Raw genomic sequence first — 24,057 nt, 5'->3', positions numbered from 1 at the left:
ACAGACGTCCTGAGCCCTACTCCCGGCGGGGCCGGGAGGCGGCGTCCAGCGCGTCGGCCTCCTCCGGCGTGGGCGCGGTGCCGCCGAGGTGGGCCGGCTGCCACCACACGCCCCGCCGCTGGTCGGGATAGGTCCGCTGGGCCTCGTCGAGCAGGTCCGCCATCCGCCGCCGAAGATCGCCGGTCAGCGTGGCGATGCCGTCGCCGGGGCCCGCGAGCATCGGCTCGCCGACCAGGATCGTGATCGGGACGTGCCGCTGCAGCAGCTTGCGCGGCCGGCCCTTGGTCCACAGCCGCTGGCCACCCCACAGGGCGACCGGGATCACGGGCACCCCGGCGTCGGCCGCCATCCGGACGGGGCCGCTCTTGATGTCCTTGACCGTGAACGACCTGCTGATCGTCGCCTCGGCGAAGTTGCCGATGATCTCACCGTCCTTGAGGGCCCGTACGGCGGCGTCGTAGGCTCCCGCCCCGGCCGACCGGTCCACCGGGATGTGGTGCATGCCCCGCATCAGCGGGCCCGACACCGGGTGGTCGAAGACCTCCTTCTTCGCCATGAACCGGACCAGCCGTCCGGCGGGGCGGGCGGCGAAGCCGGCGAAGACGAAGTCGAGGTAGCTGACGTGGTTGCTCACCAGGACCGCGCCGCCGCTGCGGGGTATCCGCTCCGTGCCCTCCAGGCGGAACCTCAGGTCGAGCAGTTTGAAGGCGGTCAGCGCGGTCCGCAGGACCGGCGGGTACACGAGCTCAGCCATGTCTGAAACCGTAACCTACTCGCGCGTAACTTATCCGGGCCGAAGGTCCTCTTTCTGCCCGGATCCGCTTCGGGTCCGCTTCGGGTCCGCAGCGAGCCCGTAGCGAGTCAGCGCCGGGCGCCGCTTCGGGTCGGTGCCAGTGCGTGCCGGGTGCGTGCCGAGTCCGTGCCGGGTTCCGTGCCGGATCAGTGGCCGCGGAACGCCTCCTCCAGCCACCACGACGGCCGGTCGGCGGTGACCTTCGCATGGACGAGCAGGGGTCTGTCGCGCGGCCCCTTCAGCCACTCGGCGACCCCCGACAGGTCCTCCTCCCGCCGTACGGTCACCGCCTCGAAGCCGAAGCCCCGCGCGATGCCCGCGATGTCGGCGGGCGGGAAGGTGACCGCGCCGAGCGGGAACCCGTGCGGGCCGAAATGGTGGACCTCCGCGCCGTACCCGTCGTCGTCGTAGACCACGACCACCATCGGCAGGCCGAGCCGTACGACCGTCTCCAGTTCGGCGACGCCCATCAGGGCCCCGCCGTCACCGAGGGCGGCGACCACGAGCCGGTCGGGCCGTGCGACGGCCGCGCCGATCGCGGTGGCCAGGCCGAGCCCGATCGACTGGTACGCCTGGGTGAAGCAGAACGCGCCGCCGTCCGGGACCGTGAGGAACATCGACGGATATCCCATGAAGTTCCCCGAGTCGACGGCCACCAGCCGCTCCTGCGGGAGCAGGTCGTCGAGCCCGATGGTCAGCGTGCGGGGATCGATGCGTCCTTCCGTGCCCAGGTCCTCGTAGGGCACGTCGCGCCAGCGCCCCTCGCGGGCGATGCGCCCGGCGATCCCCGGAGTGCGGTAACCGCGCGTCCCCGTCTCGTCCCCCGCGCCCGGTTCGCCGAGCAGGGCGGCGACCGCCCGCGCGGTCTCGCGTACGTCGCCGACCACGCCGAGGTCGATCTCGCGGTGCACGCCCAGCGCGTCGGGGTCGAGGTCCACCTGGACGACCCGGGTCTCCGGCGCGATCAGCGCGCCGTGCCGGGTGGTCCACATGGTGAACGAGCAGCCCCAGCCGACGACGAGGTCGGCGCCGCGGATCAGCTCGGCCGCGAGCGGGGTGGCGAAGCCGCCGCTCACGTCGAGGTCCCAGGGGCTGCCGTGGAAGTGGCCCTTGGCGACCGCCGAGGTGGCGAACAGCGCCCCCACCCGCTCGCCGAGTGCCTCCAGCTCCCGCCGCGCGCCGCGGGCTCCCCGGCCGGCCACGAAGACCGGCCGCTCCGCTTCGGCCAGCATCCGCGCCAACCGCGGCAGCTCGTCGGACGTGAGTCCCTCCGGCTCCTCAATCGCCGACTCGACGGGAAACGTCAGCCCCCACGCCGCCGGCACGCGGCTCGCCACGTCGCGGTGCGCGCCGCCCCGGCCGGCCAGCAGTTCGCGTACGGCCTCGCCGGCCTCGTCGGGCAGCGTCTCGGCCTGCACGTCCAGGGGCAGGTTGAGCACCACCGTACGGCGCCCGAGCAGGGCGGCGAGGAACGCCATCACGGTGTCGTCCACGACCGTGGCGGCCGACCCGGCCCTGGCGCAGTGCGCGCCCACGGCCTCGGCGAGCGCGGTCTGGTCGATCCTGAAGTTGGAGGTGGGCGAGGTCACCTCCGGGGCGAGCACGAGCAGCGGGGTGCGGCTCTTGGCCGCCTCGGTAATACCGGTCAGCGCGTTGGTCAGGCCGGGCCCCTGGTGGACGGTGAGCACGGCGACCTCGCCGCTCATCCGGGCGTAGGCGTCGGCCATCGTGGCGGCCCCGCCCTCGTGCCGCGCCGCGACGTACCGCACGCCGTGCTCGACTAGGGCGTTGGTGACGTGGAAGTTGCCGCTGCCGACGACGCCGAAGGCCGCCCGTACGCCGAGGGCGGCGAGGACCGCGCCGACCGCCTCCGCGACGTTCACCGCTCCACCAGCGCGAGCACGCGGACCGGGCTGCCCGAGCCCCCGACGATCGGCAGCGGACCGGCGATCACCACCGCGCCGGTCGGCGGCAGCCGGTCGAGGTTGCGCAACTGGGTCAGGCCGTACTTCCCGGCGCCGAGGAGATAGGAGTGGCAGGGGAAGGCGGGGTCGAAGGAGTGGGCCGCGCCCGCGTCGGTGCCGACGGTCTCCGTCCCGATGCCCGCGATCGGCGTCTCCTCGGCGAGGTAGCGGGCGCAGGCGGGCGACATGCCCGGCGTGTGCGGCCCCGTCTCGTCGGCGTTCAGGAACTCCGCCTGGTCGTGGGCGCGCACGTCCCAGCCGGTGCGATACAGCAGCCAGCCGCCGTCGGGCAGCGGCCCGTGCTCGGCCTCCCACGCCTTGACGTGGTCGACCTCCAACAGGAAGTCGGGGTCGGCGGCCGACTGCGCGCTGAAGTCGAGCACCACGGCGGGGGCGATCAGCTTGGCGGGAGCGACCTGCGACACGTCCTCGCCGTCGCGCCCTGTCACCCAGTGGACGGGCGCGTCGAAGTGCGTGCCGGTGTGCTCGCCGGTGGTGAAGTTGTTCCAGTACCAGGCCGGGCCCCGGTCGTCGTACCGGCTGATCTCCTGCATCGAGAACGGCACCGTCTGCCCGAACGGCTCGGGCAGCAGCAGGATCGGCGTCGTGTCGCTCAGCGGTGCGGTGAGGTCGAGCACCTCGATCCCGCCGCCCCGGATGCCGTCCACCAGATCCCGCAACACCGACATCAACGCCTCCTTGATTCACGCCCCTGCGATACTCCTACACCCTCCCCCCGGAACGCCATATCAGACGCGGGTGAACGTACGCGACGATGATCGTCCAAACCATGCGGGCGACGCCAGACGCGGCGCGCATTCCGATCCCTCGAACCGATCCCTGGAACCACCGCGCGGCTCGGTCGTCCCCGGGGACCCGACTCCGTACGTCGGCCAGGGGCATCGAGCCATGCCGACGGTGTGTCCAGCCGCCACGCCCCCTGCCAGTCGAGAGCGACGCGGCTGCGCCGGACGAACAGCGGATCCAGCAGCGTGGCCGCCACCAGCTCCGGATCGTTGGCGTGGTAGCGCTCCAGCTCGGCCGGATCGAACGAGCCGACCGGCGCCCGCTCGTGCACGCCGAGCCTGCTCGTACGGCCGCAGGACACGCAGCGGACCAGCAGCCACACGTCCAGCAGCTTGCCGTTGGCGTTGACGCGGAACCTGCCCTCGCCGGTGGTGGCCGACTCCGACCGGCAGTCCACGCACCGCGACGACAGCAGAGGCAGCCTGGTCCGGCGGACGACCCAGGGCAGCACGATATGAGGTTGTGAAGACATGATCTCTCTAGACCTGACACGAGGCCGATTGCGCGCGGCCTTAAACGCTGCATGACCGGGCGCACGCGGGCAGCCCGGCAGAGCCGACGGAACGGTCGGCGTGAAGGTGAGCGGAAGAAGGTGTCAGGTCTGAAGAGCAGGCGGGGTCACGCGGTTATGTCCTCTGTCCTCACAGCGATGGGCCGCAGGCACCCTACGAGAGCGCGTACGGCAGGCTCAAACGGTTTTTCCGCCGACGGTGGTGCTGCCTCGGCACCGCCGGCGGACGCCGGCGTGGGACACGCGCCCACGAATCGCCGGGGCCCGCGGTTCGGCCGCGGTTCGGCCGCGTCGCGCCGGGGGCCGGGCCGAACCCGCGGCCTCGGCCCCCGGCACCGCCCGGGAAGTGGGCGGTCAGCCCGTGAAGGTGCCGCGGCCGAAGCGGCCCCAGGCCACGAACACGGCAAGCGCGAGGTAGGCCAGGTTCAGCGCCGCGAACCGGAGCTCGCCGCGACGGCCGTGGGTGATCATCGCTCCGGCCATCAGCGCGGTCCAGCAGAGGGCGGTCACCGGCACCAGCACCGGTGCGATGCCGGTCGCGGCGGGCAGCGTGAAGCCGGCCGCGGCGAGGATCTCCAGGACGCCGAGGGCCTTGACTCCCCCGGCGCTGACGCTTCGCGTCCATGCTCCACCTGGGGTCGCGGCAAGCTTCTCCTTCGGCGTGAGTGCCTTGATGGCGCCGCCGGCCAGTGCTACCACGGCCAGCAGGCCGGCAACGAGCCACAGTGCGAGGTTCATCGAGTCGTCCAATCGGGATCAGGGGTACGAACGTCGTGGATGCGCCCAAGGGCGCGGATGAAGTGGAGGCCGCCGAGTGTCCGGACCGGCGGCGATCGAGCCGGTGGTTTCAGGCGGCTGCTGGACGATGTCGGAACCGGGAGCGGCGCCGCTCGATCGCATCGACAATGCGAGCGCCCGGATCGGCCGGTTCCAGGGGCGATCCGCTCGTCGGCGGAGATCGCCGGGGATCGCCGGGAGGCGTCGTGACCCGTCTGCCCGGCGGGTTCAGCCCTTTCCGGTTTCCCCGTGCTCCGCGAGGACCAGGGCGCCGAGGTCGCCGACCCGGTCGAAATGCTGGAGCTTGTCGGGGTTGACGATGGAGTGGATGGTCTGGATCCGGCCGTCGGAGATCTCCAGTCCCATCACCCCGACCAGCAGGTCGCGGGCGTCGAAGACCAGGGCCCCCGGCTGGCCGTTGACCTGCGTGAGGTGGAAGCGCACACCGCCGGCACGGGCCAGCAGGGGCGCCATCGCCGCCAGGACGCGCGCCACGCGCAGGCGTCCGTTGAGCGGCCGTCCCAGCGCCGGCACCTTGCCGCCACCGTCGCCGTGCATCGCCACGTCCTGTGCCAACAGCTCTTCCAGCGCGCGCAGGTCGCCGTGCTCGACGGCGGCGAAGAAGCGTCCGGCGAGCTGCTGCCGCTGCTGCCGGGAGGCGTGGTAGCGCGGGCGGCGCTGCCGGAGGTGGCCGCGGGCGCGGGCGACCAGGTGCCTTGTGGTGTCCACGTCGGTGCCGACGATCTCGGCGACCTCCGCGTACGGATAGTCGAACACCTCGCGGAGCAGGAACGCGGCCCGCTGCTGCGGCGTCAGGCTTTCCAGCAGCACCATGACGGCCAGCGACAGCGAGTCGGCGGTCTCGGCGTGCTCGCCCGGCGTGGGATCGGTGGCGAGCGGTTCCGGCAGCCATTCGCCGATGTATCGCTCCCGCCGTACGCGTGCCGAGCGCAACTGGTCGATGGCCAGCCGGGTGACCAGGGTGGCGATGTAGGCCCGTGGTGAGGCGATCGTCTCGCCTCCGCTCTGGGTCTGGTGCAGCCGCAGGAACGCTTCCTGCACCACGTCGTCGGCTTCGCCGACGCTGCCGAGCATCTGGTAGGCGATGGCGAAGGCGCGCGGCCGCAGCTCGCCGTACAGATCCGAGGTGGACATGCCTGGTCAGCTCAATCCGTTGACGAACCCGGTGCGCCAGCTCGGGTGCTGCGGCGTCCACCCCAGTTCGCGCTTGATCTTCTCGCTTGAGATCCCGCGGGCCCGCGTCATCATGTCGACCGCGCCCTCACCGGCCAGCGGGCGGGCGAGCCAGGCCGGCACCCGGCGCGGCGGTTCGGCGCCGAGCATGCGGGCCAGGTAGGGCAGCCAGACGCGCACCGGAGCCGGGTCGTCGTCGGCGACGTGGTAGATCCCGGCCTCGCCTTGCTCGACGGCCGTGACGGTGGCCGCTGCGGCATCGGCGATGTGCACCAGCGACCACACGCCGTCGCCGCTGCCGATGATGGGGAACCTCCGCTTGCGGATCTGCTCGGTCATGACCGCGTCCGGCGCGGCGCTGAGGCCCGTCCCGGGGCCGTAGAAGGAACCGTAGCGGAGCACGATGCCGTCGGCCCAGGTGATGCCGGTCACAGCGTCCTCCACGTGGCGCAGCGCGGCCACGGCCTCCGCGGCGTCGGCGGGCGGGTGCGGCTCGATCCGGCCGTTCTCGTCGGCGACCGGTCCGCCGGTGCGTTCCATCCAAAAGGCGTTGCCCTGCGCCACGAACCTGCCGACGCCGACCGCGCGCGCCGCCGCCAGCAGGTGGTCGGTGCCCTCCGTCCGCAGCCGGTTGGTGGCGGCCGCCATCCGCTTGACCTGCCGCAAGCCCGACGGCCCGCCCAGCGCGGTGAGCTGGTGGACGATCACCTCGGGCGCGGCCTTGGCCACCGCGTCGGCCACCGAGTCAGGATCGAGCGCGTCGACGACGACCGGTTCGGCGCCCAGCGCCCGCAGCGGCCCGGTCTTGGCCCGCGAGCGGGTCGTGCCGACCACCTGGTGGCCCCGGGCCACCAACCGGATGACGAGGTGGGTGCCGATCGCCCCGGACGCCCCGGCGATGAAGATTCTCATGTCGTCTCCGTTCACTGCGCTATGAAGTCGCGCTCAGCACTAGAGACGAGGCACCCCGCCTGCCCATGAACGGCCGTGACGCACCTCACACAGATGCCGGAGGCGGCTCCCAAGCGCCCTTCTCCATGGCCAGCTCGGCTTGATCAGCTTCGCGTTCATGCTGGTCATCGTGGGCATGGTGTACGCGATCGGGCACATCTCCGGCGCCCACATCAATCCGGCGGTCACGGTCGCCCTCGCCGCGACCGGCCGCTTCCCCCCGGAACGCCATATCCCCGGCCCGTGCAACGCCCGTGCAACGCCCGCGCCCCGGGCCGCGATGAACCGTACGCCGGGTTGATCATCAGGGGACGCGGGGAGGACGGGATGGCGCGGATGACCGATCGGAGCCGGGTGACGGCCGGGGCGTGGCTCGGTCACCCCGCGACGCTGACCGCGATCGCGGTGCTCCTCGTCAACGACCACCTGCTCAAGCGCCTGTGGCCGGGCCTGGTCACCGGCAAGCTGAGCGACGTCGCGGGCATGCTGGTCGCCCCGCCGCTGCTGGCGCTCGCTGCGGCCCTCGCCGTACAGCGCCCCGCCGCGCCCGCCCCGGGCGGCGCCGTCGCCCCCGGGGAGGCGGGCAGGCGGGCCGCGCTGGCGGCGATCGCGCTGACCGGCGCGGTCTTCGCCCTCGTGAAGACCACGCCGGTCGGAGCGCGGGCGGCCGCCGACATCTGGGCGCTGTTCACCCCCTCCGCCGGCGTCGTCGCGGACCCGACCGACCTGCTCGCCTTGCCCGCCCTCGGCCTCGCCTGGGTCGTCCGGCGGCACGCCGTACGACCGTCCTCCCTCCCCGGCCGTTCCGCACGCCGCGCCCGGCTGCTGGTCGCCCTGCCCGCGGCGGTTTTCGCGGTCACCGCCACCGCCGCGGCTCCGATCCCTCCGTCCGCCTTGCACGTGGAGGCGCACGACGCGGTGATCGTCGTGTACCTCGGCTACGGCCCGGACGGGCTCGCCACGAGCGACCAGGGCCGGTCGTGGCATCGCTGGACCAGCCCGCCGTCCGAGAAATCGTCGCGGACATCCTGTGTCCCCGGCGAGCCGAGGCGCTGTTACCGAGTGGCCCCGCCACTGCTCAGGGTCGAGCAGTCCGACGACGCGGGAGCCACCTGGACGACGGCCTGGGAGATCTCCCCCAGCCGGCAGCGCTACCTGAACCGGATCTACGCCCCTTACGCGAGCAGCGACACGGCGCGGTCCGTGGCCGTGACGGTCCTGCCCGCGCCCCGGGGGCACCTCGTCGCCGTGGCGAACGGCCGCGACGGCGTGGCGCTGCGCGATGTCTCCGGGCGATGGCACCGGCTCGGTCTGCGGGGATACGAGGACCTGTCGGAGCAGGCGGCCGCTCCCCTCTTCGACGCGGGCGAGCACATCGAGGCGGAGACGGGGACGGCCTACCTCACCGCGCTCACCGTGCTGCTGGCCGCACTGGCGTTCGCCGGGGGCTGGCGGAGGTCGCCGCTCGGGTTCGTGGCCGCCGGGTACGTCACCTGGGGGGGCCTCTACATGACGGTGAAGGGCCCGCCGGGCATCTTCGGGCTGCCGTTCACGATCCTGGGCGCGCTCCTCGTGCTGGGCGGGAGCGTCGGGCTGGCCGCCGCCGTCGTCTACTCCAGTACGCGGGGGCTGAGCTCGATCATCGCGGCGCCGCTGACCTTCGCCGCGATCTACCTGCCGTTCCGTGGCTGGAGCGCCGGGTGGCCCGACGACTACGGCACCGCCGTGCTGCTGGCGGTCGTGCTGTGCTGTCCGGCCGTCGCCCTCGGCGCGCATCTCGCGATCCGGGCCCGTGGCGGCTACCGCCGCGGGTGAGCCGGGACCGGCTGCCGGCCTCCTTCATCGGGGAGTTCGCGGGCGGCCTGGTCGGGGCACTCGCCTACACGGCGCTTGCGGCCTCGCGAGGAAGGACGAAGCTGGAGAGCACGACCACGGCAGTAGGGACCGCATCATGAAAAAGCTCATCAACAGTGTCGATTCCGTCGTCACCGACGCGCTGCGCGGCCTCGCCGCGGCACACCCCTCGCTCCGCGTCGATATCGAGAACAAGGTCGTCTTCCGCGCCGACGCCCCCCGGCCGGGCAAGGTCGGCCTGGTCTCCGGCGGCGGTTCTGGACACGAACCGCTGCACGCCGGGTTCGTCGGCTACGGCATGCTCGACGCGGCCTGCCCCGGAGAGGTCTTCACCTCCCCCGTCCCCGACCAGCTCATCGAGGCCGCCAAGGGCGTGGACGGCGGCGCCGGCGTGCTGCACATCGTGAAGAACTACACGGGCGACGTGCTGAACTTCGAGATGGCCGCCGAGCTCAGCGGCGACGAGGGCGTCGAGGTGGCGACCGTGCTCGTCAACGACGACGTGGCGGTGCAGGACTCCCTGTTCACCGCGGGCCGCCGGGGCACCGGCGCCACGCTGTTCGTGGAGAAGATCGCCGGCGCGCTGGCCGAGACCGGCGCGCCCCTGGCCGAGGTGGCGCGGGTCGCCCGGGAGGTCAACGAGCGCAGCCGCTCGTTCGGGGTGGCGCTGACACCCGGCACGGTCCCGGCCGCGGGCAAGCCCACGTTCGAGCTGAGCGACACGGAGATCGAGCTCGGCATCGGCATCCACGGCGAGCCCGGCCGGACCCGGGCCCCGATGCGCGAGGCCCGCGAGATCGCGCGTACCGCCATGGACGCGATCGACGCCGACCTGCCGCTGTCGGGCGAGACGCTCGTCATGGTCAACGGCATGGGCGGGACCCCGCTCATCGAGCTGTACATCGTCTTCGCCGAGGTGGAGGCGTACCTGCGGGAGAAGGGCGCCACAGCGGTGCGCAGCCTGGTCGGCAACTACGTGACCAGCCTCGACATGCAAGGCTTCTCGGTGACGACGTGCTCGCCGACCGGCGAGCTCACCCGGCTCTGGGACGCGCCGGTGGAGACACCCGCGCTGCGCTGGGGCCGCTGACCGCCATCCGAACCTCTGGAGTCCCCTCGTGAACACCCAGTTCTTCGCCGCCTGGATCGAGGAGATCGCCACCGCCGTGCGGGCGCGGCGCGACCACCTCACCCAACTGGACGCCGCGATCGGCGACGCCGACCACGGCGCCAACCTCGACCGCGGGTTCACCGCCGCGCAGGAGGCGCTGGCCGGCGCCTCCCCGCAGACCCCGGGCGCGCTCCTCGTCCTCGTCGGCTCCACGCTCATCCGCAAGGTCGGCGGCGCCTCGGGCCCCCTGTACGGCACCGCCTTCCGCGAGATGGGCAAGGCGTTCGGCGAGGCAGCCGAGATCTCCCCGGCCGAGCTGAGCACGGGCCTGAACGCGGCCCTGGCCGGCGTCCAGCGCCTCGGCGCCGCGGCCGAGGGCGACAAGACCATGGTCGACGCCCTCGCCCCGGCCGCCGAGGCGCTGGCCCAGGCCGTTCGGGACGGGCTGAAGCCGGAGGAGGCGCTGGAGGCCGCGGCCGCCGCGGCCGAGCAGGGCGCCGGGGCGACGATCCCATTGCAGGCCCGCAAGGGGCGGGCCAGCTACCTGGGGCCGCGCAGCGTCGGGCACGAGGATCCCGGCGCCGCCTCAACGGCTCTGCTGTTCGGCGCGCTGAAGGCCGCCGCCTCCCGATGACCGCGAGCCCCGGCCGGGCCGCGCGGAGCCCGGGCCGGTGATGAGCGCCATGCGCTCCACCGACCGGATCACTTTTCGACCATGCCGGACGATCTTCAGGAACAGCGAATGGTTGGCATCGTACTCATTTCACACAGCAGCGGCCTGGCCGCGGAGGTGGCCGATCTGGCCAGGCAGATCGGCGGCGCGCAGGTGCCGCTGGCGGCGGCGGGAGGCACCGAGGACGGCGGCCTCGGCACCAGCCCCGACCGGGTGACCGCCGCCATCGAGGAGGTGGACCAGGGAGACGGCGTCGTGCTGATCCCCGACCTCGGCAGCTCGGTGCTCACCGCCAGACTGCTGCAGACTCCGGGTCACGTCGTGATCGCCGACGTGCCGTTCGTGGAGGGCGCCGTCTCCGCGGTCGTCGCGGCGGGCGGCGGGGCCTCGCTGGACGGTGTGCTGGCAGCGGCCGAGGAGGCGTGGCGTGTCCGCAAGCTCTGAACGCACGGCGAGCTTTGAACCCACGGCGAGCTCTGAACCCACAGCGAGCTCTGAACCCACGGCGTGGTGCTCGGCGGCTGACGGACGCGCCGGAGCCCGGTTCGAGGCGGCCGGAGCCGTTCTGCGACAGAGCGGTCAGGACCCCACGGGCGCAGGGCGGTCCTGCCTCGCGGACTTTCCCGCGCTCTCCAGGAAGTCGCGGACCTCCTCGGCCTCCGGAACACCGAGCTCGGCGTAGAGGCCGAGCGCCAGCCGCGCATGCTCACACGCCTGCTCCGCGTGCCCGAGCGCGAGGTAGGCGCGTGCCAGCCCGTCGTGGGCACGCGCCCGCTCCGGCCGGTTGCGCGCGAGGTCGGCGAGCGCGAGTGCGGACGTGTGCTCCTCGACCGCCAGAGCCGGGTCTCCCGCCGCCTCGGCCAGCCCGTTGCGCGCGGACGCCTCACCGGCGGTGTTGCCGAGCGTGCGGCAGACAACCACGGCCTGCTCATGGCGGATGCGTGCCTGGGCGAGCTCGCCCTGGCGCCGGAGGACGACGCCGAGGTGGTCGAGGATCACCGCCTCTCCCGCCGGGTCGCCCACCTTGCGGTGGAGCGCCAGTGCCAGGTCGAGATGGCGCCGGGCCTCCTCGGGGCGGCCGGCCCGGTCGAGGAGGAGGGCGAGGATGCCGAGCACGTTGGCCTCGCCCCAGGTGTCGGCGCCGATGCGGGTGAGGTCGAGCGCCTGTTTGAGGTGCTGCTCCGCCTGGGTGTCCCGGCCGCGGCGCAGGGCCACGTTTCCCAGGGTGAGCAGTGCCCGGGCCCGCTCGCCGGCGTCCTCGCACGCGTCGAGGGCCTGCCGCGCATGCTCCTCCGCCCGCTCGTACTCGCCGAGCCGCCAGTAGGTCCGCGCCAGGTCGGTGAGCGCTCGCGCCTGGACCTCGGGATCGCCGAGCGCGCGGCTGCGCCGCAGCGCCAGGGTGTGCAGCGTGAGCGCGTCGTCATGATGCGCGTGCCGGTCGAGGTAGGGGCGCAGTGCCAGGGCCAGCATGCCCAGGCAGATCTCGGGGCCGTGCACTGCGGTCGCGATGATGTTGGAGCGTTCGGCGTCGAGCCAGGCGATCGCCTCCGCGGCGTCGCGGATGGGCGCGATCGGGGCGGCCGGCTGGGGGATGCCCTCCCGCTGGCCGACCGTGTACGGGAAGAGCCGGTCCATCGCCGCCCGGGAGCGGTGCAGGTAGTAGGTGAGCAGCCGCATGACGGCGCAGTCGTCATCGGCGAGCGAGCGGGCGTGCTCACGGAGCAGGTCGTGGAAGGTGTAGCGGCCTGGTTCGAGCTGCAGGAGCATGTGGGCGTCGAGGAGGCCTTCGAGCAGCTCCTCGGCCTCGTCCTCGCGGATCCCGGCCAGCACGGCCGCGCCGCAGACGTCGATGTCGCGCCCCGGCACCAGCCCGAGCAGGCGGAACATGCGCTGCTCGTCTTCGTGGAGCTGCTCGTAGGAGAGGGCGAAGGCCGCCGACACCCCGTCGAGGAGCCGGCGATGGTCCCGCAGCCGCCCGGCCAGGTAGGCCACGGTCCAGCGCGGGCGATGCTGGAGACGGGCCGCGGAGATCCGGATGGCGAGCGGGAGGTGCCCGCACAGCCGCAGCACCTCGCGGACGGCGTCCGGCTCCTGGTGAGCGCGTTCACCCACGATCCGCGCGAACAGCCCGGCGGCGTCCGCCTCGCCCAGCACGTCCACCGACAACGCCTGGGCGCCGTCCAGATCGACGAGCCGCCGCCTGCTGGTGATCAGGACGAGGGTGCCGGAGCGTCCCGGCAGCAGGGGGCGCACGTGCTCGGCATCGAGAGCGTTGTCCAGCACGGCGAGCACCCGGCGACCGGCCAGCTCGGCGCGCCAGAGGGCGCTCCGCTCGGCCGGGGTGACCGGGATGCGGCCGGCGGGCACCCCGAGCTGGCGGAGGAGTGTCTCCAGCGCGGCGGCGGCGTCGATCGGCTCCCGGCCCGCGGAGTGGGCCTGCAGGTCGACGAAGAGCCGGCCGTCCGGATAGCGGGCGGCCAGCCGGTGGGCCACGTGGACGGCGAGAGCGGTCTTGCCGATCCCGGCCATGCCGTCGATCGTGACGACCGCCGGCTCGTCGTGGTCGTTGTGGTGCTCGTCCGCGAGCCGCTCCAGTTCGGCGGTCCGTCCGGAGAAATCGGGAGTGTCGTAGGGCAGGAAGGTGGAGCGGGACGGCGGGTGGGGAGCCACCGGCGCCGGACCGGCCAGGCGCAGGGCCGGATCGTCCTTCAGGACCGCCCGTTCCAGTTCGGTGAAGGCGTGTCCGGGGTCGAGGCCCTGTTCGTCCGCGAGAGCCGTACGGTAGGCGCGCGCGGCGGCCAGGGCGTCGGGCTGCCGCCCCGCCCGGTGCAGGGCCAGGACGAGATGACCGTTGAGCTTCTCCCGCAGCGGATTGGCGGCCACCTGGGCCGCGAGCCCGTCGAGCAGATCGCCGTGCCGCCCCGCGGCCAGCTCGCCCTCCGCCAGGCGCTCGTACGCCGACAGCCGCCGGTCGTTCCAGAGCTCCCGGACGCCGGTGACGTAATGCGCGTGCACGTCCTCCAGCGCCTCGCCGCTCCACAGGTCCAGGGCCTTACGCAGCTCGCCGGCGGCCACCAGCTCGGTGAACTCCTGCGCGTCGACCTGTCCGGGCTCCGGCTGCGCGACGTAGCCGCCGGCACGCGTCTGCAGGAGCCCTACGGCTCCCGCGCCGCGCAGGACCTTGCGGATCGCGGTGATCGAGGCGTGGATCTGCGACCGGGCGGTGTCGGGCCGGTCGTAGCCCCACATCGCGTCGATCAGCCGCTCGATGCCGATCACCCGGCCGGCGTTGAGCAGGAGGTAGGCCAGGACAGCCCGATGACGTGGGGCGATGCCGGTCAGGGGCGCGCCGTCGACGACCATCTGGACGGGGCCGAGAAGGGTGAAGCGCAGCATCGCCCCCCCATCACGATCACATCGTGCGCACATAGCGAATGTATCAATCCGGGCGGCGACTCTGATCCCACACGAACCGCTCTCGCACGAACCGAGACGGCTCTCACCGGAACCGATACGGAGGAAACACGATGGAAGCCCGGATGCAGAACCCCGCCACGATCATCCCCGCGGCGATGAAGCCGATCATGGAACTGATGAAGGCCACCCAGTCGCAGGGTCTCCCCCAGGAGCTCATGGAGATGATTCACCTGCGGGTCAGCCAGATCAACGGGTGCAGCTACTGTGTCGACGCCGGCCTGAAGAGCCTGCGCAAGCTCGGCGAGAGCGACGAACGCATCGGCCTGGTCTCCGCCTGGCGCGAGACCCCGTACTACACCGACGCCGAGCGCGCCGCACTGGCGCTGGCGGAGGCCTCCACCCGGCTGGCCGACCGCGCCGACGCCGTCTCCGACGAGGTCTGGGACAACGCCGCCGACCACTTCGATGAGAAGCAGCTCGCCTCGATCCTGCTGATGACCGCCGTCAGCAACCTCTTCAACCGCCTGAACGCCCCGGTCCGGCAGATCGCCGGCAGCTGGTAGGCCCCCTCCCCCGACCTCCACACAGAAGGAGAGACCGACATGTCCGCCGTCCGCTCGCACCGCTACTCCGTCCCCGAATCCGACCTGGAGGAGTTCCTGGCCCGCAGGACCTCGCTGATCGCGACCGTCAGGGAGGGGCATCCCGGCCTCACCCGCACCGTGCTGGTCCAGCTCGAGGACGGCGCCTACACCGACACCTGGCACTGGGAGAGCGGCGAGCAGATGGGCGCCGCGCTCGCCGCCATGCCGACCTTCCCGGAGGCGCCGCTGACCATGGCCCTGACCAAGGACGCCATCGCCCTGAACGGCCGGGTCGTCGACGAGCGCTGACCCGGCCCACAGGCAGTGGCCGGCCGGGCGGGAACGCCCGGTGCGGCCGGGCCGGGTAGGCGGGAGGCAGGGTACGGCAGCAGGGCGCGGCGGCAGGGGGCAGGGCGCGCGGGTGGGCAGGGCGCAGCGGTGGGCAGGGCGCCTTGGCCTCAACGGCTCCGCGTGCGCCGGGCGCGGGGCATGGCGGCGAGCTGGTCGCGCCGGATCTCCTCCAGGTAGGTCCGCATCAGGTCGCCCGCGCGGGTGAACCAGTCGGACAGCACCGCGATCTCCGCGGGCGTGTAGTCGGCGAACAGCTCGTTCAACCTCCGGTAGAAGGGCTCGTAGACGGCCGCGGCGGTGGCGACAGCGGCCGGGTCGGCGACGACGCGCACGCGGCGGCGGTCCTCGGGGTCCGCCCGGCGGTGCGCGAACCCGGCCTTCTCCAGCCGGTTCAGCACACCGGTCACCGCACCCGTGGTCAGGCCGGCCTGCTCGGCGAGCGCGCCCGCGCTGATCGGGTCGTCCCCCGCCGCCAGGATGAAGCCCAGGCAGGTGACGTCGGTGACGTTCAGCCCGAGCCGCTGGGCGATGTCGTGCTGCCCGACCAGGCTGAGCGCGATCAGCTGGTCCATGCCGGCGAGAGCCTGCTCGGGCGTCGCCTCCGGGCGCGGCTTGCCGTCCATCCTCAATCTCCTTAGAATCTAAGATGTTTAGTTCGTGAGATAATTGTCTCGCACGTCGAGGAGAATCATGAGCGGCATGCACGACGACGTGGATCTCGGGCACACGGTCGCGGGCTGGACCGGCTGCGTCGTCGCGCTGTGCGGCTGCGCCACGGTGGGCGTGTCGATGTGTTCCGCCTCGTCCCTCGGCGTCTGGCTCGGCATCGGCGTCATCGTCCTGGGCGGCCTGGCCACCTGGGCCCTGCACCTGGCGGGCTGGGGCAAGCCCAGCGGCCCCCGTCCCCCCGAGCAGTGGGACTGGCGGGTGCAGGATCCGATGACGGGCCACGGCGACTGCCTCGCCTGCCGTCTCGCGGCCCGCCCACGCGGCCGGGGAGACGAACCCGGAACCGAAGGCGCTCCCCACACCGGCGCCGTCCGCGAGGAACCCGCCCTCTCCGGCATGTCGGCATTCGCCGGCCGCTGAGCTCCGCACCGTCCCGGCATCGAGCGGTGCTCGACCAGGTGCTCCATCAACGGTGCGACGACCTCTACCGTGCCGTGGAGGCTCGGGACGCCCCCGGTTTCCCGGCGACCCTACAGGACCCGCGGGAGAGGACGGAGGACTCGCACCAGGTCCCCCTGCGGACGCCGTCCTCGTCCACCTCGGCGGGCCGTCGGCGTACTGTCGATCTCAATCGGCGAGTGCTGCCGTACGCACCCGGCGACGCCGAACGACACCGAGCGACGCAGGGGGACGTACGAAGAACTCAGCACCACGGGCGAGGAGGATTGACCCTCACCAGCTCGTGTCGCCGAACGGAGGCCGAACAGCTCGGTCCGCGTCCCGACGAGCGACCCGCATCCGACGAGAGGACGACCATTGACCTATCCACCGTCCACCTACCACGGTGACACGGGCGAGCCGACGGCCTCGTACCGGCGCCCGGACGCCACGCCCGAGCTCGACTATCCGAGCGGAACCACGGTGCACTATCTGGCGACCGGTGCGACGACCAACGGACAGTTCGGGCTCTACCGCTGGGACATGGGACCGGAGCCCAGCGGCCCGGCGGCCCACTTCCATCGGTCGATCTCCGAGTCGTTCTACATCCTCACCGGCACGGTGCGGATCTACGACGGGCGGCGCTGGATCGACACCGGCCCCGGCGACTTCGTGCACGTCCCGGAGGGCGGCGTGCACGCGTTCCGCAACGAGTCGGGAGAGCCGGCGTCGATGCTGCTGCACTTCGCGCCGGGCGCCCCGCGAGAGGGCTATTTCGAGGGACTGCTCACGCTCGCGGACATGAGCGAAGAGGAGAAGGCGGAGTTCTACCTCGCCTCGGCTCCCCGCTCGGATCACCGGCCTGCCCGCCCCGGCTCGCACCCGGGCCGGTGGTGGCCCCGGGAGCCGGAGCAGCGACCGGCCCACCCGCAGCACGGGCGAACGGCGGACGGCCCAGCGAACTCGCCTGCCGGCACTCCTGGTGACCCGGCGCGGACCATCGGAGCGGCGATCGGCCTCCAGGTGTGAACCCGGCTCGTCGAGCCCGCTCCGCACCGCACCGCACCGCACCGCGCAGCACCGCGGCGGCGGCGGCCACCGCGACCGCCGCGGTCGCGCCGACGACGTCGTGCCCGTCCGGTTCTCAGAGCCAGAAGGTGTCGTGGTGGGGCCGTGTGCGGCGGTCGACTGTGGTCCGGGCCGCGTCTGCGTGCCCGGATCCGGGACCGCATGCACCGGGCCCTTGCCCGCCCGGCAAGATCGCCGACGCGCCCGCGACCTCCGGCGTCCGGCCCGCCCAGGCCGTGGCGGCTGGTGATGCCGCCATGGCCACGCCCAATATCACGATCAGTGCTCGACGCAATGTTCCCCCAGCCGTGGTGATCGCTTCTGCCTCTCGCGATGCTCGCACCGGCCGCACCCGCAGACGGCAAAACGGCTCCCTGCAGGGTGCACGGCTTGCCGAAAGCCGGAGCCGAGGCTGTCGCGCTGTGGATCACCGGATCGAGTGTGGTCATGGCTTCGACGCCCTCGTGATCGCGGCGGCGTCCAGGTCGCGCTTGATCCCGGCCGGCCGGGCTGGAGAAGTCAGCCCAGCGCGGCCGCCTTGCGCAGCAGCACTGAGCGTTCGCGCTGGTTGGCGCACAGCCGGGCCGCCAGCTCCAGCTCGGCGCGCGCCTCGGGTCGCCGGCCGAGGCGGGCCAGCAGCTCCCCGCGTACGGTCGGAACCAAATGCGAACCGGGGAGCCGGTCTGAGGCGATCAGCTCGTCCACGATGGCCAGGGCCTGCGCCGGGCCCGAGGCCATGGCGACGGCCACGGCCCGGTTGAGCTCGACCACCGGCGAGGGCGCCACCCGGCCGAGCGCCTCGTAGAGCACCACGATCCGGTCCCAGTCGGTCTCCTCGACCGAGGGCGCCGTCGCGTGGGCGGCCGCGATCGCGGCCTGCAGGCCGTAGGGGCCGAGGCCGCGCGTCGATGCCTTGACCAGCGCGGCCAGCCCACGGCGGATCGCCGAGAAGTCCCACCGCCGCCGGTCCTGGTCCTCCAGCAGGATCGGTGAACCGTCCGGGCCGGTCCGGGCCGGGAAGCGCGCGGCCGTCAGCTCGCACAGCGCCAGCAGGCCGTGCACCTCCGGCTCGTCCGGCTGCAGCGCGGCCAGCGTGCGGGCCAGCCGGATCGCCTCGTACGCGAGGTCGGGGCGCAGCAGCCGGTCACCCGATGTGGCCGTCGACCCCTCGGTGAAGATCACGTAGAGGACGCTGAGCACCCCGCCCAGCCGCTGCCGGCGCTCGTCGGCCGGCGGCAACTCGAACGGCACCCCGGCCGCCGCGATCGTCTTCTTGCCCCGGGTGATGCGGGCCTGCACGGTCGGCACGGACACGAGGAACGCACGGGCGATCTCCTCGCTGGACAGACCGCCGACCACGCGCAGGGTCAGCGCCACCCGGGCCTCGGGGGAAAGCACCGGGTGGCAGCTGATGAACATCAGCGCCAAGACGTCATCGTCGATCTTGTCGGGGTCGACCTCTTCGTCAACCGCCGAGTCGACCGCCGGGCCGGCCGCCAGCAGGGCGTGCCGGTCCTGAAGGGCGGTCCGGCGGCGGATCTCGTCGATCGCCCGCCGCCGGGCCGTGGCCATCAGCCAACCGGCCGGATTGGTCGGAGGAGCGAGCGGCCACGACACCAGCGCCTGGGCCACCGCCTCCTGGGCCGCGTCCTCGGCCAGAGCGAAGTCGCCGGTGAACCGGGTCAGCGCGGCGACGATCCGCGCCGACTCGATCCGCCAGACGGCCTCGACGTCGGCCGCGCCCATCAGATCGGGCCGTTGCTCGCGCCCCGGGCCGGCGCCTCGACGGACCCCGCGGCGTCCTGCGGCGTCTCGTCGTCGCCGGCCACCCGCCGGACCTCGATCTTGGACCCGGTGGCCGCCGGGACCCGCTTGGCCCACTCGACCGCCTCCTGCTTGGAGGCGACATCGAGCAGGAAATAGCCACCGAACAGTTCCTTGGTCTCCCCGTACGGCCCGTCGGTGACCACCGGGACCTCGCCGCTGAAGTCGACCACGACGCCCCGGCCCGGATCGTCCAGCCCTTCCGCCGCCAGGAGAACCCCGGCCTTGACCATCTCCTCGATGAACTGGCGGGTCGTGGCCATCATCTCGTCGATGTCGGCCATCAGGGCCGCGTTCGACTCATCGGTGCCGCGCATGATCAGCATGTACTTCGACATCGTGTTCTCCTCCTCCGGCGGGGCCGCCTGTCGACCCTCGCACTCGTACGTCGAACGAGCGGCCCGCGGATCGACACGGCCCCGGAGAATTTATCGTCGCGTCACGGCCGATCCCCCGCCCCCAGTTCCGTACGGATGCCATGTGCCGCGGCACACCGCAGTGCCTGAGTGACCCGGAGCAGGGGTGACTCGGAGCAGGGATGACTCGGAGCAGGGGTGGACATGCGCACGGTTGCCGTGTGACTCGGTCAGCGGACCCCGGCTTCGCGACGCACGCCCTCCGGACGCCGGACGCAGCGGACCGGGGCGCGCAGGGAACGCGTTCTTCACCCAAGAGCCGAACCGGGCCGAGTGCCCTGGTCGCGCCCTCGGCCGGATCGACAGGACGTTCACCTGAGGGATGCCCTGCATTCCCGGGTCCTACGGCGCTGTCAAACTTCGTGACCAGCGCGTGGCCGCACATCCGGCACCACCCCCTAACCGGCGGTTCCGCGAGAGGCGTGTCTGTGCAGACCGAACGATGCGAACACACGTACTGATGACAGAATGTGTCAATGTGATTACGATCGGCTGGGGCGATTGTGATCCCCGATGCGAAGGGTGGCGCCGGGTGGACTCACTGATGATCTACGGGCACGGGCTTATCTCATCGCTGCGGGCCGGTGCTCGCTCCGGCGATCCGGCTGACTGTTGCGAGGGTGCCGAGCCTGGCGAGGAGCCCGTCTGCTGGGCCCCTGCTGGTGAGTGAAGTGCCCCCCAGTGCACCTTCGGGAGCCTGGGCGTGCCGGACCTCACGCTGTGCGAACTGCCTGAATGAGGTGTCCGGTCCGTACGGGCCCCTCCGCCGCCCCCGATAGCCGCCAGGAGCGGTACGGCGTATGTCGTGACCAGGTGCTTGGGAAGTCTCTCAAGATCAAGCCATCTGAGCTGGGCAAACGATGGCCTGGACGTACGCTGGCGGAGTCACCGTGCGTTCCCGTTGCTTCCCCGCTGATCGCCGATTGAACGGGCACGCAGCGGGCACGCTCTGACCTTCGATCGCGGGGATCGGCGCATCCGGAGAGGGCGATCTGTCGGAACGGGTCGAAGATCTGCTGGCGGAGCGCTTCAATCGGTCGGTGTGACCGCTGCTCCTGGACACAGGGCCGCTGATCGCTTTCTACCCAAGAGCCGACCGCGCCGAGTGCCCTGGTCGTGCCCTCGGCCGGATCGACATGACGTTCACCCGGGCGGACGCGAGACGCCCCTACTTCCACTGGAAGTAGACGAACAGACGTCCGTGGTTCTTGGAATCCTTGTCGATCCGGTGGTAGAGCGCCTTGATCTCCTTCTGCTCAAGGAAGCGCAGCACCTTCTTCTTGAGCTGGCCGGACCCCTTGCCCGGGATGATCTCCACCTGGGTCGCCTTCTTGCGTATGGCCTCCTGGATGATGCCGTGCAGCGCCTTGTCGATCTCGCTGCCCTTGTTGTAGATGTCGTGGAGGTCCAGCTTCAGCTTCACGCAGCCGAGTCTAAATCGCCGCTCGCCGCGGGGGGCGGGGCGAGGCAGGTCACCGCGCCCCACGCCGGCGGGGCCTCGCGTCAGCCGTTGATGTAGCCGACCAAGGCCTCTTTCTCGCTCTCCAGTTCCTGGATCGAGGTCTTGACGACGTCGCCGATGCTGACGATGCCGGCCAGCCGGCCGTCGCGGACCACGGGCACGTGCCTGATCCGGTGGTTGGTCATGGTGCGGCGCAGCTCGTCGACGTTGGCGTCCGGGCTGCAGGTGCGCACCTCCGCGGTCATGATCGACGATACGGGCATGGCGAGCAGCGCGGCGCCGTGCTCGTTGAGCCTCCGCACGACGTCGCGTTCCGACACGATGCCCGCGATGGACAGGCCATCCTCGGAGACCACGACCGCGCCGATGTTGAGCTCGGCCAGCCGGGCGAGAAGCTCGGACACCGTGGCATGCGGAGGAACGGTCGCCACACCTGTTCCCTTACTCTGCAAGATCGTTCCGATGAGCATCGACACCGCCTCTCAGGGGGCACCCGGGGGGACATGTCCCCACTTCCGCTCCCGCCGGCCGGCCGGAGCGGCGAATCCTGTTTCCCCAGGCAACAGCGGTCGTCCTACCTCGTCAAGGGCCCCCACCCCTACGATGGCGAAATATCACCGCACCCTGGGGGCAGAGGATGGCCGAGAAGATCAACACCGGGAGCCACGATCTCCCTATCTCAGAGGCGCTCGCGGAGTTCATGCGCGGCGGCTGGGCCGGCACGCGCGAGGACGTGCCGCCGCTGCCGGTCGCCGCGTACGCCGCCAAGCGCCGGGCGCGGCTCGCCGAACGGCTGCCCGGCGAGCGGCTGGTCATCCCCTCGGGCACGCTGCGGGCCCGCAGCAACGACGACGACCACCGGTTCCGCACGCACAGCGCGTTCGCGTACCTGACCGGCGGCCAGCAGCCCGACGACGTCCTGGTGATCGAGCCGTCGGGCGACGCCCGGCTGTTCCTGCACCCCCGCCCGTCCCGTGCCGAGTCGCAGGAGTTCTACCGCGACCGGCGGTACGGCGAGTTCTGGGTGGGCCGCCGTTTCGACCTCGCGGAGGCCGATGCGGCGTACCAGATCGAGTGCGCGCACATCGACGCGCTGCCGGCCGCGCTGAACGGACCGGCGCGCGTTCTGCGCGGGGTGGACGCCTCGGTCGACGCGCTCGTCTCCCCCGCCGGCGACGACCGCGACGCCGAACTGGCCGCGGTCCTGTCGGAGCTGCGGCTGGTCAAGGACGAGTGGGAGATCGCGGAGCTGCAGCAGGCGGTGGACGCGACCGCGCGCGGGTTCGAGGACGTCGTGCGCGCGCTGCCCGCGGCCCTCGCGCACCCGCGCGGCGAGCGGTACGTCGAGGGCGTCTTCGGCATGCGCTCGCGGCTGGAGGGCAACGCCGTGGGCTACCAGTCGATCGTGGCCTCCGGGGCGCACGCGTGCGTGCTGCACTGGATCCGCAACGACGGACGGCTCAACCCCGCCGAGATGCTGCTGCTGGACGCCGGGGTCGAGGGCGACAACCTCTACACAGCCGACGTCACCCGCACGCTGCCGCTGTCGGGCCGGTTCAGCCCGGTGCAGCGGCAGGTGTACGACCTGGTCTACGAGGCGCAGACGGCCGCCATCGCCGTGCTGCGGCCGGGGGTGCGCTTCCGCGAGTTCCACGAGACCGCCATGCGGGTGATCTCCGACGGGCTGCGCGAGTGGGGCCTGCTGAGCCGGGCGCAGGCCGAGGCAGGCCTGCACCGGCGCTACACCCTGTGCAGCAGCGGACACATGCTGGGCCTCGACGTGCACGACTGCGCCCGGGCGCGGTCGGAGACCTACCTGGACGGCGTGCTTGAGGAGGGCCAGGTGCTGACCGTCGAGCCGGGGCTCTACCTCCAGCCCGACGATCTGACGCTGCCGCCGGAGCTGCGCGGGATCGGCGTCCGCATCGAGGACGACCTCGTCATCACGGCCGACGGCGCGCGGCTGATGTCGGCCGCGCTGCCCCGCCGCGCCGACGAGATCGAGTCGTGGATGGCCGCCCTGGCCGGGTGAGCGTCCCCGCTCGTGGCTTCCGGTCCGGGCCCCGCCGCCCGGACCGGAAGCCGGAGGAGTGTCCGTCGCCGTCCTGCAGGGTGCCGGCCCGTACCTCGGAGACGGGTTGCCCCGCCTGTACCTCCGCGACGAGTTGCCGTCTCGCACCTCACAGACGCGGCTGAGGCGGCTCTATGGGCTCGCCCTTGTAAACGGGGTCGGCGGCATCATCGATGATCACATCGATCAGGGCCGAGGTGGTTGTCGCCCCTATGGACCCGCCCAAGAGGCCGATCATGGACACGTGGAATGCGTCGACGTCTGCGCGGTCGACGGCCCGGACGCACGCAGACCCCGCCTTCCTGACTTCCACCCCGAACCGGTGCCAGGACTTCTGTGCCACCGGATCGGGGACCTGGAAGTAGACGGGTTCCCAGGACGTCAAGTTGATCATGGCCTGGCACACCGGTCGCATTCTGGCCATGAGACCGACCGTGCCCTCCGGGAGATCCTCACGCTCGGCCGACTCCAGCCCCGACTTCGAGCTTGAAGTCCATGAGTCGAGCGTGTCGGGCGGGGCTCGCATCCCTCCAGCTGGGTACTGAGCAGGCCCTGCTGGTAGTGGCGGAGGTGGCCTAGCCGCTGTGCTTCGGCGTGTTCACCTTGGGGCACGGCGGGGGAGCGGCGGCAGCGTTATCACACCGGCTCGCTTGCGACCTCTCACGCAGTTCAGGACGCGACCCTAGTTCGTTCGTCTGGTACCCCTACCGCCATGAAGGCGCATGAGGATCCGCAGCGGCCGAAGAGCCTGCTGCCGCGGGCGCTCGAAGCCCGCTTCGTGGAAGAGATCAAGGCCCGCCGCTCCGTCGACGAGGCTGCCGATGCCTGCGGGATCCCAGAGGAGATCGCCTGGCAGGCCGCCGCCATCGCCTCACTCGGCGGCCGGCTCATTCGTAGCGAGGTCGTCAGGCAGCCCGACGGCCGACTCAAGCATGAGGAGCAGGAGAGCGAGCCGGACCCCGAACTTCGGGCCCTGCTGCTCGACCTGGCCTAGATGTTCTGACCATGGACGTTGGTGACAGCGGTGGAGGATCGGCGACACGCTGTCGATGACCTTGAAAAGGGTGAGGGCCTTCTGGCGTGGTGTGAGTCGACCAAGATTCACATCGCCCGGAGGCCCTC

The 24,057-nt window shown here is 72.1% G+C and carries 25 protein-coding genes; 11 read left to right on the top strand and 14 right to left on the bottom strand.

The features are described from left to right. Window positions 1-16: 16 nt before the first annotated feature. The 7 genes from FLX07_RS32615 to FLX07_RS32585 form a co-directional block, all read right to left on the bottom strand. Complete coding sequence (locus FLX07_RS32615; RefSeq protein ID WP_142575538.1) at window positions 17-754, bottom strand: lysophospholipid acyltransferase family protein; 738 nt, start codon at window positions 752-754, stop codon at window positions 17-19. Window positions 755-939: 185 nt separating this feature from the next. Continuing rightward, complete coding sequence (locus FLX07_RS32610; RefSeq protein ID WP_142575537.1) at window positions 940-2,676, bottom strand: thiamine pyrophosphate-binding protein; 1,737 nt, start codon at window positions 2,674-2,676, stop codon at window positions 940-942. Further along, a complete protein-coding gene (locus tag FLX07_RS32605) occupies window positions 2,673-3,446 on the bottom strand; it encodes a cyclase family protein (RefSeq protein WP_142575536.1) in 774 nt (257 codons plus the stop codon). Before FLX07_RS32605 ends, FLX07_RS32610 begins: the two co-directional genes overlap by 4 nt. Beyond that, window positions 3,446-4,015 (bottom strand): DUF1062 domain-containing protein, encoded by a 570-nt coding sequence (locus FLX07_RS32600; RefSeq protein WP_229689963.1) that lies wholly within the window; start codon window positions 4,013-4,015, stop codon window positions 3,446-3,448. Before FLX07_RS32600 ends, FLX07_RS32605 begins: the two co-directional genes overlap by 1 nt. Window positions 4,016-4,429: 414 nt before the next feature. Beyond that, window positions 4,430-4,813, bottom strand: a complete 384-nt coding sequence (locus FLX07_RS32595; protein ID WP_142575534.1) for a DoxX family protein — start codon at window positions 4,811-4,813, stop codon at window positions 4,430-4,432. A gap of 267 nt (window positions 4,814-5,080) precedes the next feature. After that, window positions 5,081-6,007 carry an RNA polymerase sigma-70 factor gene (locus tag FLX07_RS32590; protein WP_142575533.1) on the bottom strand — a complete coding sequence of 309 codons (927 nt, stop codon included), beginning with the start codon at window positions 6,005-6,007 and terminating at the stop codon, window positions 5,081-5,083. Window positions 6,008-6,013: 6 nt separating this feature from the next. Further along, window positions 6,014-6,958, bottom strand: coding sequence for an NAD-dependent epimerase/dehydratase family protein (locus FLX07_RS32585; protein WP_142575532.1), 945 nt, complete (start codon window positions 6,956-6,958; stop codon window positions 6,014-6,016). Between the two features lie 139 nt (window positions 6,959-7,097). Here FLX07_RS32585 and FLX07_RS38600 point away from each other — a divergent pair, with 139 nt between their 5' ends. The 5 genes from FLX07_RS38600 to dhaM all read left to right on the top strand — a co-directional run bounded on the left by FLX07_RS38600 (window position 7,098) and on the right by dhaM (window position 11,079). After that, entirely contained in the window at window positions 7,098-7,298 is a 201-nt protein-coding gene (locus FLX07_RS38600) for an aquaporin (RefSeq protein WP_280116562.1), read from the top strand. Window positions 7,299-7,333: 35 nt separating this feature from the next. Then, window positions 7,334-8,812: a hypothetical protein gene (locus FLX07_RS32575; RefSeq protein ID WP_142575530.1), complete on the top strand. Its 1,479-nt coding sequence runs from the start codon at window positions 7,334-7,336 to the stop codon at window positions 8,810-8,812. A 136-nt stretch (window positions 8,813-8,948) separates the two neighbouring features. After that, entirely contained in the window at window positions 8,949-9,941 is a 993-nt protein-coding gene (dhaK, locus tag FLX07_RS32570; RefSeq protein ID WP_142575529.1) for a dihydroxyacetone kinase subunit DhaK, read from the top strand. 28 nt (window positions 9,942-9,969) lie between these two features. Continuing rightward, window positions 9,970-10,596 carry a dihydroxyacetone kinase subunit DhaL gene (dhaL, locus tag FLX07_RS32565; RefSeq protein ID WP_142575528.1) on the top strand — a complete coding sequence of 209 codons (627 nt, stop codon included), beginning with the start codon at window positions 9,970-9,972 and terminating at the stop codon, window positions 10,594-10,596. Between the two features lie 108 nt (window positions 10,597-10,704). After that, window positions 10,705-11,079 carry a dihydroxyacetone kinase phosphoryl donor subunit DhaM gene (gene dhaM / locus FLX07_RS32560; RefSeq protein ID WP_142575527.1) on the top strand — a complete coding sequence of 125 codons (375 nt, stop codon included), beginning with the start codon at window positions 10,705-10,707 and terminating at the stop codon, window positions 11,077-11,079. 135 nt (window positions 11,080-11,214) lie between these two features. Here the strand turns inward: dhaM and FLX07_RS32555 are convergent, their stop codons facing one another. Further along, on the bottom strand, window positions 11,215-14,031 hold the full coding sequence (locus FLX07_RS32555) for an AfsR/SARP family transcriptional regulator (protein ID WP_208762509.1): 2,817 nt from the start codon (window positions 14,029-14,031) through the stop codon (window positions 11,215-11,217). A 131-nt stretch (window positions 14,032-14,162) separates the two neighbouring features. Here FLX07_RS32555 and FLX07_RS32550 point away from each other — a divergent pair, with 131 nt between their 5' ends. Beyond that, the gene (locus FLX07_RS32550; protein ID WP_142575526.1) at window positions 14,163-14,615 is read left to right on the top strand and encodes a carboxymuconolactone decarboxylase family protein; all 453 of its coding nucleotides are present in this window, start codon (window positions 14,163-14,165) and stop codon (window positions 14,613-14,615) included. Between the two features lie 39 nt (window positions 14,616-14,654). Next, window positions 14,655-14,945, top strand: a complete 291-nt coding sequence (locus FLX07_RS32545; RefSeq protein WP_142575525.1) for a hypothetical protein — start codon at window positions 14,655-14,657, stop codon at window positions 14,943-14,945. Between the two features lie 149 nt (window positions 14,946-15,094). On the opposite strand, the gene FLX07_RS32540 is transcribed toward FLX07_RS32545, so the two are convergent. After that, window positions 15,095-15,610 carry a MarR family transcriptional regulator gene (locus tag FLX07_RS32540; RefSeq protein WP_142575524.1) on the bottom strand — a complete coding sequence of 172 codons (516 nt, stop codon included), beginning with the start codon at window positions 15,608-15,610 and terminating at the stop codon, window positions 15,095-15,097. Between the two features lie 67 nt (window positions 15,611-15,677). Here FLX07_RS32540 and FLX07_RS32535 point away from each other — a divergent pair, with 67 nt between their 5' ends. Together FLX07_RS32535 and FLX07_RS32530 are read left to right on the top strand one after the other, a co-directional pair. Then, the gene (locus FLX07_RS32535; RefSeq protein WP_208762508.1) at window positions 15,678-16,076 is read left to right on the top strand and encodes an HGxxPAAW family protein; all 399 of its coding nucleotides are present in this window, start codon (window positions 15,678-15,680) and stop codon (window positions 16,074-16,076) included. Window positions 16,077-16,472: 396 nt separating this feature from the next. After that, window positions 16,473-17,123, top strand: a complete 651-nt coding sequence (locus FLX07_RS32530; RefSeq protein ID WP_142575523.1) for a cupin domain-containing protein — start codon at window positions 16,473-16,475, stop codon at window positions 17,121-17,123. Window positions 17,124-17,681: 558 nt separating this feature from the next. Here FLX07_RS32530 and FLX07_RS32525 read toward each other — a convergent pair. The 4 genes from FLX07_RS32525 to FLX07_RS32510 form a co-directional block, all read right to left on the bottom strand. Then, window positions 17,682-18,908: an RNA polymerase sigma factor gene (locus tag FLX07_RS32525; RefSeq protein WP_142575522.1), complete on the bottom strand. Its 1,227-nt coding sequence runs from the start codon at window positions 18,906-18,908 to the stop codon at window positions 17,682-17,684. After that, window positions 18,908-19,324: a YciI family protein gene (locus FLX07_RS32520; protein ID WP_142575521.1), complete on the bottom strand. Its 417-nt coding sequence runs from the start codon at window positions 19,322-19,324 to the stop codon at window positions 18,908-18,910. The genes FLX07_RS32525 and FLX07_RS32520 overlap by 1 nt, the downstream gene beginning before the upstream one ends. Before the next feature lie 1,246 nt (window positions 19,325-20,570). After that, window positions 20,571-20,825: a Smr/MutS family protein gene (locus FLX07_RS32515; RefSeq protein ID WP_142575520.1), complete on the bottom strand. Its 255-nt coding sequence runs from the start codon at window positions 20,823-20,825 to the stop codon at window positions 20,571-20,573. Between the two features lie 80 nt (window positions 20,826-20,905). Next, on the bottom strand, window positions 20,906-21,334 hold the full coding sequence (locus tag FLX07_RS32510; RefSeq protein WP_142575519.1) for a CBS domain-containing protein: 429 nt from the start codon (window positions 21,332-21,334) through the stop codon (window positions 20,906-20,908). Between the two features lie 167 nt (window positions 21,335-21,501). Here FLX07_RS32510 and FLX07_RS32505 point away from each other — a divergent pair, with 167 nt between their 5' ends. After that, on the top strand, window positions 21,502-22,896 hold the full coding sequence (locus tag FLX07_RS32505) for an aminopeptidase P family protein (RefSeq protein ID WP_142575518.1): 1,395 nt from the start codon (window positions 21,502-21,504) through the stop codon (window positions 22,894-22,896). Between the two features lie 148 nt (window positions 22,897-23,044). On the opposite strand, the gene FLX07_RS32500 is transcribed toward FLX07_RS32505, so the two are convergent. Then, the gene (locus FLX07_RS32500) at window positions 23,045-23,329 is read right to left on the bottom strand and encodes a hypothetical protein (RefSeq protein WP_142575517.1); all 285 of its coding nucleotides are present in this window, start codon (window positions 23,327-23,329) and stop codon (window positions 23,045-23,047) included. Window positions 23,330-23,647: 318 nt separating this feature from the next. Here FLX07_RS32500 and FLX07_RS32495 point away from each other — a divergent pair, with 318 nt between their 5' ends. Further along, window positions 23,648-23,929, top strand: a complete 282-nt coding sequence (locus FLX07_RS32495; RefSeq protein ID WP_142575516.1) for a hypothetical protein — start codon at window positions 23,648-23,650, stop codon at window positions 23,927-23,929. The last annotated feature ends 128 nt before the right edge of the window (window positions 23,930-24,057 follow it).

It is taken from the genome of Microbispora bryophytorum (assembly GCF_006874465.1).
GTDB lineage: Bacteria > Actinomycetota > Actinomycetes > Streptosporangiales > Streptosporangiaceae > Microbispora > Microbispora bryophytorum.
Note: the sequence above shows the minus strand (reverse complement) of the source record. Positions and strands in the feature narration are given on the sequence as shown.